Raw genomic sequence first — 12477 nt, forward strand, 5'->3', positions numbered from 1 at the left:
GTCAGTGGGGCGGTCCGCCCCGCTGCGTCCTACTCCTCCGGCTCCCAGGCGCGGAGCAGGTCGAGCAGCCCCGCGTCTCCGCCGATCTGCAGGGAGTCGGCCTTGATCCGGTCGTACAGGTAGAGGACCAACTCACCGGCCGTGCCGTGGACCGAGGCGCCGGCTGCCTCCGAGTCCTCGCCGGTCGCGGCAGTGGGCGCCGGGATGCGGGCGGAGCGTGCGCCGTCGGCATCGACCGTGAGGCGCCAGGAGCGGCCCTCGGCGGCGTGGAACTCGAAGGCCGTGGGCTCGTGCGGCCAAGCACTGTGCGTCGCGACGCAGGTGAACAGGAACTCCTCGACACCGTCGAGGGCGACCTCGGCCGGCAGCGGCTGCGGGGCGCCCGAGGCGAGCTGGACGTCGTAGGTGTGCACCATGCTCTCCTGGACCCGGTGGCGGGCGACTCCGCCGGAGGTCCGCGGCGTCTGCCGGGCACTCCACCACGTCCAGCAGTCGGCGTCCGGGCCTGCCTCGCGCAGGGCGCTCAGCAGCAGCTGCGTCGACGCGGCCGCCCAGGCCAGCAGGGCCTCACGCTCCCGCGGCAGCTCCAGTGCGGCGCGCGCGGCGGCGGCCTCGGCCGGGGGACCGTCGGCCGGCCCCGCGCCCACGATGGCGGCCCAGAAACGGTCTCCGCCACCCAGGTGCTTCACCAGGTCGAACAGCGTCCACCCGGGGCAGCTCGGCACCGGTGCGTCGAGACCGGGCGCGGCGGCGACCGCGGCCCGGAAGGCGGTGGACCGCTCGTCGATCAGGCGCAGCAGCTCGGGGAACTCAAGATTCTTTTCCACGCCGGATGTCTATCACCGTGCCCCGATGATCGGACAGCGGTTTTCCCGGTCGCCGCCGACCGGCCAGTCCTCGCCTCCCAGCACCGCTCGGGTACCGTTCCCCGGTGCGTACTCACATCGTCTGGGACTGGAACGGCACCCTGCTGCACGACATGGCAGCGGTGGTGGCGGCGAGCAACGCCGCCTTCGCGACCGTGGGGGTGGCCCCGATCACCGTGCAGCAGTACCGGGAGCTGTACTGCTTCCCGATACCGAAGTTCTACGAGTCGTTGCTCGGCCGGACCCCGAGTGCGAGCGAGTGGCTGATGCTGGACGGCGCCTTCCAGGAGCGGTACCAGGAGCTCAGCGACGCCTGTGGTCTGACCGAGGGCGCTGCCGAGCTGCTGACCCGGTGGCGGGCGGCGGGCCGGAGCCAGTCGCTGCTGTCGATGCACGAGCACCACCGGCTGGTGCCGCAGGTCCGGGCCCGGGGCATCGAGGAGCACTTCGTCCGGGTGGACGGCCGGGTCGGAGAGTCGTACGGCACCGGCAAGACCGACTACCTGCGGCAGCACCTCGAGGCGCTCGGCGCGGACCCGGCACACACGGTGGTGATCGGCGACGCGGCGGACGACGCGGTGGCCGCGAAGAACGCCGGGGCGCGGGCGGTGCTGTACACCGGGGGCTCGCACACGCGGGAGAAGCTGGAGCCGCTCGGCGTGCCGGTGGTGGACTCGCTGGCCGAAGCGGTGGAGCTGGCCGAGCGGATCGTGGCGTGAGCCACACCCGTCAGGGCGTGTCAGCCACGGCGATTCGGCTGACGGGTGGTCAGGCTGGGGGCTGAGCGGAAGAGAGTGAGCCAGCCATGCCGATCGACGCAGTCACGCAGGTCCCCGAGCCGGTCAACGAGCCGGTGCACGGTTACGCCCCGGGCAGTCCCGAACGGGCCCGGTTGGAACGCAGGCTGGACGAACTGGCGGCCGAGCAGATCCCGCTGCCGATGACCATCGGCGGCGAGCAGCGGTTCGGCTCCGGCGAGCGGATCGACGTGGTGCAGCCGCACCACCACGCCGCCAAGCTCGGCCTGCTGGGCAACGCCACCCGGGAGGACGGCAGGCTCGCGGTGGACGCGGCACTGGCGGCGGCGGCCGACTGGCGTTCGCTCTCCTTCGACGACCGGGCCGCGGTCTTCCTGCGGGCCGCCGACCTGCTGGCCGGCCCGTGGCGCGAGACGGTCGCGGCGGCGACCATGCTGGGCCAGTCCAAGACCGTGCAGCAGGCCGAGATCGACGCGCCCTGCGAGCTTGTCGACTTCTGGCGGTTCAACGTGCACTTCGCCCGGCAGATCCTGGCCGAGCAGCCGAAGTCGTCCCCGGGGGTGTGGAACCGCACCGACCACCGCCCGCTGGAAGGTTTCGTCTACGCGATCACGCCGTTCAACTTCACCGCCATCGCGGGCAACCTGCCGACCGCGCCCGCGCTGATGGGCAACACGGTGGTCTGGAAGCCCGCGCCCCCCCAGACGCTGGCGGCCCATCACCTGATGCGCCTGCTGGAGGCGGCCGGGCTGCCGCCCGGGGTGATCAACCTGGTGACCGGCGACGGCCAGGCGCTCTCCCAGGTCGCGCTGGCCGATCCGGCGCTGGCCGGACTGCACTTCACCGGCTCGACCGCCACCTTCCAGTCGCTCTGGCGCACCATCGGCAGCAACATCGGCTCGTACCGGACGTACCCGAGGATCGTCGGCGAGACCGGCGGCAAGGACTTCCTGATCGCGCACCGCTCGGCCGACCCGGACGTACTGCGCACCGCGCTGATCCGCGGCGCCTTCGAGTACCAGGGCCAGAAGTGCTCGGCGCTGTCCCGGGCCTACCTGCCGCGCAGCCTCTGGCAGAAGATCAAGGACGAGTTCCTGGCCGAGGTGGACGCGCTCACCGTGGGCGACGTCAGCGACCTGTCCAACTTCATGGGCGCGCTGATCGACGCCAAGGCGTACGCCCGGGTGACCGCCGCGATCGACCGGGCGGTGGCCGACCCGACGGTGGAGCTGGCGGCCGGCGGCCAGTACGACGACGCGATCGGATGGTTCGTCAGGCCCACCGTGCTGGTGTCGAGCGACCACCGGAACGAGATCTTCGGCCAGGAGTACTTCGGCCCGGTGCTGGCCGTGCACGTCTACGAGGACTCGCGTTGGGACGACGCGCTCAACCGGGTCGACGCCGGCGCCCCGTACGGGCTCACCGGCGCGGTGATCGCCACCGACCGGTACGCGATCGCGCAGGCGATGGAGCGGTTGCGGTTCACGGCGGGCAACTTCTACGTCAACGACAAGCCGACCGGCGCGGTGGTCGGGCAGCAGCCGTTCGGCGGCGGGCGGGCCTCGGGGACCAACGACAAGGCGGGTGCCGCGCAGAACCTGCTGCGCTGGACCTCGGCCCGGTCGATCAAGGAGACCTTCGTGCCGCCGACCGGGTACCGCTATCCGCACATGGGCTGAGGGTTGATTGGACACGGTGTCCAGGACGGCCCGATCTGTTCGGGCGTTTGCTCCTTCATGTCCCCTGACACCCACGTTCCCGCCGGTTAGGCTGACTGGCGTCGTCGGGTTCCGGCCGCAGGCCAACATTCCGTAATACCCGGACGAACGTCGCGTCATGCGTGCCATGGCCGTCTTTCTTCCGGTGATGCGGAAGGATTGTGGGCAGACTCGGCGGTGGACCGAACCGTCACCGAGTCACGCAACGGCGCGCGACAGGAGCCAAACAGCCATGCAGACCAAGCTGGACGCAGCCAAGGCCGAACTGCTCACCAAGGCAGCAGCAGCCGCTGAGAACAGCCAGGTGGGGGGAGCGGCGCCAGGGGAGGGTCTGAGCAACGGCGCTCTGGCCGCGTACCTGCACCACTACTACCTCCACACCGCCCCCGAGGACCTGGTGGACCGGGACCCGGTCGACGTCTACGGTGCGGCCGCCTCCCAGTACCGGCTGGGCCTCAAGCGGCCCCAGGGCACCGCCGAGGTCCGGGTGTACACCCCGACCGTCGAGGAGAACGGCTGGTCCTGCGGGCACACGATCGTCGAGGTGGTCACCGACGACATGCCGTTCCTGGTCGACTCGGTCACCAACGAGCTGACCCGCCAGGACCGCGGCATCCACGTGGTGATCCACCCGCAGCTCGCGGTCCGCCGTGACATCACCGGCAAGCTGCTGGAGATCCTCGACCTGGACGCCTGCTCGCGGAGCCAGGCGGCAGGCGCCGAGTGGCCCGCCGACGCCACCGTCGAGTCCTGGATGCACATCGAGATCGACCGGGAGACCGACCGCGAGGACCTGAGCGCGATCGAGACCGGTCTGCGCCGGGTGCTGGGCGACGTCCGCGAGGTGGTCGAGGACTGGAGCAAGATGCGCGACTCCGCGCTGCGGCTGGCCGACGAGCTCGCCGAGGCGCCCCCGTCCCACCTGTCCGAGCAGGAGGTGGGCGAGGCCTGGGAGCTGATGCGCTGGCTGGCCGACGACAAGTTCACCTTCCTCGGCTACCGCGAGTACGACCTCGCCGAGCACGACGGCGAGGAGGTGCTTCGGGCCGTCCCCGGCACGGGCCTGGGCATCCTGCGCTCCGACCCGCTCAGCCACGACACCGACCACCACCCGGTCTCCGAGGCGTTCGGCCGGCTGTCCGCGCCGGTCCGGGCCAAGGCGCACGAGAAGAAGCTGCTGGTCCTCACCAAGGCCAACAGCCGCGCCACCGTGCACCGCCCGGCGTACCTGGACTACGTCGGCGTGAAGAAGTTCGACGCCCAGGGCAACGTGGTCGGCGAGCGCCGCTTCCTCGGCCTGTTCTCCTCCGCCGCGTACACCGAGTCGGTCACCCGCATCCCGGTGGTCCGCCGCAAGGTGCAGGAGGTGCTGGCCGGTTCCGGCTTCTCCGGCGAGAGCCACGACGGCCGCGACCTGCTGCAGATCCTGGAGACCTTCCCCCGGGACGAGATCTTCCAGACCCCGGCCGAGCAGCTGCTCTCCATCGCCACCAGCGTGCTCTACCTCCAGGAGCGCCGCCGGCTGCGGCTGTTCCTCCGTCAGGACGAGTACGGGCGCTACTTCTCCGCGCTGATCTACCTGCCGCGCGACCGCTACACCACGCGCATCCGGCTCCGCCTGATGGAGATCCTCAAGCAGGAGCTGAACGGCGACAACATCGAGTACACGGTGTGGTCCACCGAGTCGGTGCTGACCAGGCTCCACTTCGTGGTCCGGGTCGCCAAGGGCAGCGAGCTGCCCAGCCTGACCGACGCCGAGATCGAGCGGATCGAGTCCAAGCTCGCCGAGGCCGCCCGGTTCTGGATGGACGGCTTCAACGACCAGCTGCACGTCGAGCTGGGCGAGGAGCGCGCCGCCGAGCTCGGCCGCCGCTACGCCAACGCGTTCCCGGACGGCTACCGGGCCGACTTCCCGCCGCGCACCGCGGTCGCCGACCTCAAGCAGATCGAGTCGCTGAGCGGCGAGGGCGACTTCCGGCTGAACCTCTACCAGCCGGTCGGCGCGGGCGACGACGAGCGCCGGTTCAAGATCTACCGGGTCGGCGGCCCGATCTCGCTGACCGAGGTGCTCCCGGTGCTCCAGCGCCTGGGCGTCGAGGTGCTCGACGAGCGCCCGTACGCGCTCACCCGGGACGACGGCTCGAAGGCCTGGGTCTACGACTTCGGCCTGCGGCTGCGCGAGGCGACCACCCTCACCGAGGAGGCCCGCGAGCGGTTCCAGGAGACCTTCGCGGCCACCTGGACGGGCAAGGCGGAGAACGACGGCTTCAACGAGCTGATCCTCAGCGCCGGGCTGACCTGGCGTCAGGCCGTGGTGCTGCGCGCCTACGCCAAGTACCTCCGGCAGGCCGGGAGCACCTTCTCCCAGGACTACATGGAGGACGCGCTCCGCAACAACATCCACTCCACCCGGCTGCTGGTCAACCTCTTCGAGGCCCGGCTCAGCCCGGCCCACCAGCTCGGTGCGGCGGAGAACACCGAGGCGATCCTCGAGGAGCTGTCCGGCGCCCTGGACGAGGTCGTCTCGCTGGACGAGGACCGCATCCTGCGCTCCTTCCTGCACCTGATCAGGGCCACCCTGCGGACCAACTTCTTCCAGCGCGCCGAGGACGGCGACTGGCACTCGTACGTGTCGATGAAGTTCGACCCGAAGGCCATCCCCGACCTGCCCGCGCCCCGCCCGGCCTTCGAGATCTGGGTCTACTCGCCCCGGGTCGAGGGCGTGCACCTGCGCTTCGGCAAGGTAGCCCGCGGCGGTCTGCGCTGGTCCGACCGGCGCGAGGACTTCCGAACCGAGATCCTCGGCCTGGTCAAGGCCCAGATGGTCAAGAACACCGTGATCGTGCCGGTCGGCGCCAAGGGCGGCTTCGTCGCCAAGCAGCTGCCCGACCCGTCGGTGGACCGGGACGCCTGGCTCGCCGAGGGCATCGCCTCGTACAAGACCTTCATCTCGGCGCTGCTCGACATCACCGACAACCTGAAGGCCGGCGACGTCGTCCACCCGGTCGACGTGGTGCGGCACGACGAGGACGACACCTACCTGGTGGTGGCCGCCGACAAGGGCACCGCGACCTTCTCCGACATCGCCAACGGGGTCGCCGAGTCGTACGGCTTCTGGCTGGGCGACGCGTTCGCCTCCGGCGGCTCCGCCGGGTACGACCACAAGGGCATGGGCATCACGGCGCGCGGCGCCTGGGAGTCCGTCAAGCGGAACTTCCGCGAGCTGGGCGTCGACACCCAGTCCGAGGACTTCACCGTGGTCGGCATCGGCGACATGTCCGGTGACGTGTTCGGCAACGGGATGCTGCTGAGCGAGCACATCCGGCTGCTGGCCGCCTTCGACCACCGGCACATCTTCCTCGATCCGAACCCGGACGCGGCGGTCTCGTACGCCGAGCGCCGCCGGCTGTTCGAGCTGCCGCGCAGCTCCTGGGACGACTACGACAAGTCGCTGATCTCGGCCGGCGGCGGGGTCTTCCCGCGCAGTGCCAAGTCGATCCAACTGAGCTCCCAGGTCCGCGAGCGGCTCGGCATCACCGAGTCCAAGCTGACCCCGGCCGAGCTGATGAAGGCGATCCTCCAGGCCCCGGTGGACCTGTTCTGGAACGGAGGCATCGGCACCTACATCAAGGCCACCGCCGAGACCAACGCCGAGGTCGGCGACAAGGCCAACGACGCGATCCGGGTGAACGGCGGCCAGGTCCGCGCCCGGGTGGTCGGCGAGGGCGGCAACCTCGGCTGCACCCAGCTCGGCCGGATCGAGTACGCGGCGACCGGCGGCCCCGAGGGCACCGGCGGTTGGATCAACACCGACGCGATCGACAACTCGGCCGGCGTGGACACCTCGGACCATGAGGTGAACATCAAGATCCTGCTCAACCAGGTCGTCGCCGACGGCGACATGACGGTCAAGCAGCGCAACAAGCTGCTCGCCGAGATGACCGACGAGGTCGGCCACCTGGTGCTGCGCAACAACTACGCGCAGAACGTGGTGCTGGCCAACGCGGTCGCCCAGGCCGCCTCGATGGTCGACGTGCACGCCCGGATGATCAACCGGCTGGAGGCCGGCGGGCAGCTCGACCGGGCGATCGAGTTCCTGCCGACGGACCGTCAGATCCGGGAGCGCCAGCAGGCCGGGCGGGGGCTCTCGCAGCCCGAGCTGTCGGTGCTGCTCGCCTACACCAAGATCACCCTGGCCGACGAGCTGCTGGCCACCGAGCTCCCCGACGACCCGTACTTCCGCACCGCCCTGCACCAGTACTTCCCCAGCGCGCTGCGGGCCAGGTTCGCCGAGGCGATCGACAGCCACCCGCTGCGCCGCGAGATCATCACCACCCTGATCGTCAACGACACGATCAACCGCGGCGGTTGCACCTTCGCGTTCCGGCTCCGGGAGGAGACCGGCGCGACCATGGAGGAGATCGCCCGCACCCACGCGGCGGCGCGCGCGGTCTTCGGCCTGGAGCGGATCTGGGACGAGATCGAGGGCCTGGACAACGTGGTGCCGGCCCGGGTGCAGACCAAGATGCGGCTGCACAGCCGTCGCCTGGTCGAGCGGGCCACCCGGTGGATGCTCAACAACCGCCGCCAGCCGCTGGACATCGCGGAGAACATCGCGTTCTTCCAGGGCCGGGTCAACCAGGTCTGGGACAGCCTGCCCAAGCCGCTCCGCGGCGAGGACCTGGCCTGGTTCGAGTCGATCCAGCAGGAGCTGGTCGCCGCCGGCGTCCCCGACGAGCTGGCCGGCCGGATCGCCGGACTCTCCTCGGCCTTCCCGACCCTGGACATCGTCGGTGTCGCCGACCGCGCCGGGGTGGACGTCACCGAGGTCGCCGACCTCTACTACGACCTCGCCGACCGCCTCCAGATCACCCACCTGCTGGACCGGATCATCGAACTGCCGCGCACCGACCGGTGGTCCTCGATGGCCCGGGCGGCGATCCGTGAGGACCTGTTCGCGGCGCACGCGGCCCTGACCGCCGACATCCTCACCTGCGGCCCCGAGGGCGCCTCCCCGGAGGAGCGGTACGCGGCCTGGGCGGAGCTCAACTCCACCCTGCTGAGCCGGGCCAAGACCACCCTCGACGACATAAGGGGTTCGGACAAGTACGAGCTGTCCAGCCTCTCGGTCGCGATGCGGGTGATCCGTACGCTGCTGCGCACCGCGCACTGACAGCAGAGAAGGGAGGGTGGGACCGCTGCGGTCCCGCCCTCCCTTCTCCGTGCTCCGAGCCCCGCCGGACCGGCCCTAGATGTACTCGGCCGACACGTTGATGACAGGTGGCGTCGGTACTTGATCATGGAGGGACCTCCGGGCGTAGTGGAGTTTGCCGTCTTCACTCACCTCGGAGGTCCTGGTGGCCCACGCTAATGCCCGGCTGACCTTTCACGGCAGATGCCTGCTGGTCCGCCGTGTCGTACTCGACGAACGTCCGGTCGCGCACGTCGCGAAGGAGCTCGGTGTCTCACGCCAGTGCGCCCACCGTTGGGTCAACCGGTACCGGGCGGAGGGCTGGAACGGTCTGCACGACCGGACCAGCCGCCCGCACCACTGTCCCGCACGCACCTCGCCCGCGGTCGAAAGACGCGTACTGAAGGCCCGCCACCAGTTGCGGGTGGGCCCGGGCTTCCTGGCCGAGCAGACCGGTGTCCCGGCCCGGACGGTCAGCAGGATCCTGCGCCGCCACAACGTGCCGCCACTGTCCGCCTGCGACCCGCTGACCGGTGAAGTCATCCGTGCCACCCGGGCAGGCGGGCGGCGTTACGAGCACGCCGGCCCCGGCGACATGATCCACATCGACGTCAAGAAGCTCGGGAAGATCCCGGACGGCGGCGGCCACCGCGCCCACGGCCGCGGCGAACGCCCCCGCGCCCTGCGCGGCCTGGGCTACGACTACGTCCACGCCGCCGTCGACGACCACTCCCGCCTCGCCTACGCCGAGGTCCTGCCCGACGAGAAGGGCGCCACCTGCGCCGGCTTCCTCACCCGCGCCGCCACGTTCTTCCAGGCACACGGCATCACCCGGATCGAACGCGTGATGACCGACAACGCCAAGAACTACCGGATCTCGCACGACTTCCAAGCCGCGTGCCGGGAACTCGGCGCACGCCAGAAGTTCACCCGCCCGCACTGCCCATGGACCAACGGCAAGGTCGAGCGCTTCAACCGCACCCTGCAGACCGAATGGGCCTACCGGCAGGTCTTCACCAGCAACACCCAACGCACCCGCGCACTCGCACCCTGGCTCGACTTCTACAACACTCGACGTCGACACACCGCGCTCGGCGGCCAGCCACCGATCAGCCGACTGTCACCAACCTCATGACCGAGTACACCTAGACCTGCGCCGCCCGCTGGAGGGCGCTGGCCAGCAGGGCGAGGTCGGTGGGGCCGTTGCCCAGTTCGCGGACGGGCCTGCGGGTGGGCGGGGCGCCGAGCTGGGCGGGGTCGATGGCGACCACGGTGGGGCGGAGGGTGGCGGTCCGGGGGATCCGGCCGCTGACCCGGGCGGACTGGAAGGCGGTCACGCCCCCGTCCGGCCGCCGGAGGTAGGCCCGGCCTGGCGTCTCCTCCGGCAGGGCCGCCGCGTCGGCGAGGTGGATCAGCTGGTCCGAGTCGGCCGGGTCGGCCGTCCGAAGGGCGATCCTGAGCTGGGCCACCTCGTCCAGCTCCGTACCGGCGGTCTGCTCGGGGGAGCCGGTGGCCGCCACCAGGTGGACGCCGAGTCGGCCGCCGCGTTCGGCGACGGCGGCCAGGGCGCGGCCGAGCGGGCGCCCGGCCGGGGAGGTGGGGGCGAGCAGCGCGTCGTAGTCGTCGACCACGACGACCAGCCGGGCCGGGACGGCGGTCAGCACGTCGGGTGCCTTGCGGGGGGCGGCGATCCGGACCGTGGCCTCGCGCAGGGTGCCGCCACCGGCGCTGACCAGGGCCGGGGCGGGGGTGCCGAGGGCCCGGGCGGTGTGCCAGCCGGTGAAGTCCTGGTCGCCGAAGAGCGCCTCGCGGTGCGCCAGCTCGTCCAGCAGGGATTCGGCGGCGAGCATCGCGCCGCGGGGGTCGGCCCCGGCGTCGACGTGCTCGGTGACCTGGGGGAGGTCGGTGCAGCCGCGCAGGCTCGACGGGGCGTCGGGGGCGGAGCCGCGGCCCTCGACGATGGTGATCCGGAGCCGTTCGGGCTGCTCGGAGACGGCCAGTGAGGCGACCAGGGTGCGGAGCAGCTCGGTCTTGCCGGTACCCCGGGCGCCGCCGACCAGGACGTGCGGGCCGTTCGGCTCGTCCGGGTCGGCGAGGTCGATCAGGCAGGGCTCGTCCCTGGTGGTGCCGAGCAGCGCGGTGGCGGTGCCGGGGCCCGAGGGCAGGGCCGCCCAGCGGGCCGAGAGCTTGGCGGGGGTGACGGTGTCGAGGCGGAGCAGGTCGAGCAGCCTGAGCTGGTCGGGCAGCGGGCCGCGGGCCACCGGGCTGGCCTCGCTGAGCGGGGCGAGGGCCCGGGCCAGGCGCTCGGCCCAGGCGGGGGAGACCGCGTCCACGGCGATCTCCTCGATCCGCTCGCGGCCGCCGCCGCCGAGTGGGCGGTCCAGGGTGAGCTGGGTGGCGACCTCGCCGGTGAGGACGGCGGTGGCGCCGAGCCCGGCTGGCAGGGCGGTGCTCTGATCGGCCAGGCAGATGGGGAAGACGCCGAGGGCGGGGCCCTGCTCCAGCAGGACGGCCAGTGCGGCCCGCCCCTCGGCGGTGCCGGGGGTGCCGTCCAGCAGCAGCACGGTGGCGGGCGGACCTGACAGGCCGTCACTGGGGCCGTTGGTCAGCTCGGTGAGCCTGGCCTCGGTCTGCTCGGGGCCGAACCCGACCAGCAGACGGCAGGCCTGACCGTGCGTCGGCTGGAGCTGCGGCAGCCAGAACGACCAGGACCAGTCGGCCGTCCGCTCCTCGTCGGCGCCGACCACCACCAGGCTGAGCGCACTCGGCGGATGCAGCACGGCGAGTTGGGCCAGGACGGCGCGGGCGAGCGAGGTCAGCCGGGCCCGCGGGCCCGCCAGGCCGAGGCTGCCGGCGGTCTGCAGGTCGACGGTGACCGGGACGGCGGGCAGCATGGTGCCGGGGGTGGTGCCGGGGCCGCCGGGCCGGTCGGCGGTGCCGAGCCGCAGGGTCAGCGAGTCGGGGTGGGTGTGGCCGCGCTCCCAGAGCCGGGGGCCGGGGCCGAGCGCGGTGAGCAGCACGGTGGCGAGGTCGGGCCAGCGCTCGCGCTGGGCGGCGGCCTGCCGGAGTCGGGCGGCGGCGTGCTGCTGGGCGGGACTGGGCGCGGTGGGCTCGGGTCGGCCGCGTCGGCGGGACAGCAGCGCGCGGGCCAGGCCGCCGGTGGCGGGCGGCTCGGCGAGGACCGGCTCGGGCTCGGGTACCGCGGCCTGCCTGGGCTGGGGGGCGACGGTGAGCTGGAGGTGGCCGAGCCCGTCCGGGGTGGTCCGCGCCCCGGGGAGCTCGCCGGACTCGGTGCGGACCACCTGGAGGGTGGACTCGCCGATCCGGACCAGCCCGCCGTCGGGCAGCTCGACCGCCTCGTCGCGGAGGAACCGGTCGTCCAGACCGGTGCCGTTGGTCGAGTTGAGGTCACGGACCGTCACCTGGCCATCGGCGCCCAGGGTGAGCGAGAGGTGCAGCCGGGAGACGTCGGGGTCGTCGAGCGGGACGTCGGCGGCGCTGGACCGGCCGACGTGGATCCGGTCGCCGTGCAGGCGGTGCACGCCGCCCGCGTCGGGGCCGCCGGTGACCCGGAGCTCGGCGGGGGCGGGCGGGCCGTCCTCGTCCGCGTCCGGATCGGGCTCGTTGAGCGAGAGCACGGCGCCGTCCAGCAGCGGGGGATGGCCGAGCAGGGTCTGCTCGTCGATCCGCTCGGCACCGGCGTACAGGTGCACATGGGTGGCGGAGCGCGGGCCGCGCACGCCCACGGCGCCCGCGAGCGCCCCCGCGACTGCGCCGAGCGCCGTGCCGACCGGGGCGGTGACCAGGACGTCGGTGGCCGTTCCCACGGCTGCCGTGCCGCTGCGCGGTCGGAGGACAGTGAGCCGGATCTGCATCGCCCCCGCACTCCCCTTCCGTGATGCCGTTGGGCCACAAGAGTGGTGCCTGTCATCCTGCCACCCCGG

Annotated in this window: 6 protein-coding genes; 4 read left to right on the top strand and 2 right to left on the bottom strand. The window is 72.1% G+C overall.

Annotated elements, in window-relative coordinates; genetic code table 11:
• Positions 1-29: 29 nt before the first annotated feature.
• On the bottom strand, positions 30-827 hold the full coding sequence (locus ACKUU6_RS20715) for a maleylpyruvate isomerase family mycothiol-dependent enzyme (RefSeq protein ID WP_407990055.1): 798 nt from the start codon (positions 825-827) through the stop codon (positions 30-32).
• 104 nt (positions 828-931) lie between these two features.
• Between ACKUU6_RS20715 and ACKUU6_RS20720 the strand changes: the two genes are divergently transcribed.
• The 4 genes from ACKUU6_RS20720 (at position 932) to ACKUU6_RS20735 (ending at position 9668) form a co-directional block, all read left to right on the top strand.
• Positions 932-1585 carry an HAD family hydrolase gene (locus ACKUU6_RS20720; protein ID WP_407990056.1) on the top strand — a complete coding sequence of 218 codons (654 nt, stop codon included), beginning with the start codon at positions 932-934 and terminating at the stop codon, positions 1583-1585.
• A 92-nt stretch (positions 1586-1677) separates the two neighbouring features.
• Positions 1678-3303 (top strand): L-glutamate gamma-semialdehyde dehydrogenase, encoded by a 1626-nt coding sequence (gene pruA / locus ACKUU6_RS20725; protein ID WP_407992183.1) that lies wholly within the window; start codon positions 1678-1680, stop codon positions 3301-3303.
• Positions 3304-3574: 271 nt separating this feature from the next.
• Positions 3575-8515 carry an NAD-glutamate dehydrogenase gene (locus ACKUU6_RS20730; RefSeq protein WP_407990057.1) on the top strand — a complete coding sequence of 1647 codons (4941 nt, stop codon included), beginning with the start codon at positions 3575-3577 and terminating at the stop codon, positions 8513-8515.
• 184 nt (positions 8516-8699) lie between these two features.
• Positions 8700-9668: an IS481 family transposase gene (locus ACKUU6_RS20735; RefSeq protein ID WP_407988834.1), complete on the top strand. Its 969-nt coding sequence runs from the start codon at positions 8700-8702 to the stop codon at positions 9666-9668.
• A 10-nt stretch (positions 9669-9678) separates the two neighbouring features.
• On the opposite strand, the gene ACKUU6_RS20740 is transcribed toward ACKUU6_RS20735, so the two are convergent.
• Positions 9679-12408, bottom strand: coding sequence for an FtsK/SpoIIIE domain-containing protein (locus ACKUU6_RS20740; RefSeq protein ID WP_407990058.1), 2730 nt, complete (start codon positions 12406-12408; stop codon positions 9679-9681).
• Between the last annotated feature and the right edge of the window lie 69 nt (positions 12409-12477).

Source organism: Kitasatospora sp. CMC57 (assembly GCF_045866025.2).
In the GTDB taxonomy this organism is placed as follows: domain Bacteria; phylum Actinomycetota; class Actinomycetes; order Streptomycetales; family Streptomycetaceae; genus Kitasatospora.

What these genes read in the sequence shown, in the direction of transcription:
- ACKUU6_RS20730 (WP_407990057.1), top strand. Translation starts at nt 3,575, where the DNA reads ATGCAGACCAAGCTGGACGCAGCCAAGGCCGAACTGCTCACCAAGGCA.
- ACKUU6_RS20740 (WP_407990058.1), bottom strand. Translation starts at nt 12,408, where the DNA reads ATGCAGATCCGGCTCACTGTCCTCCGACCGCGCAGCGGCACGGCAGCC.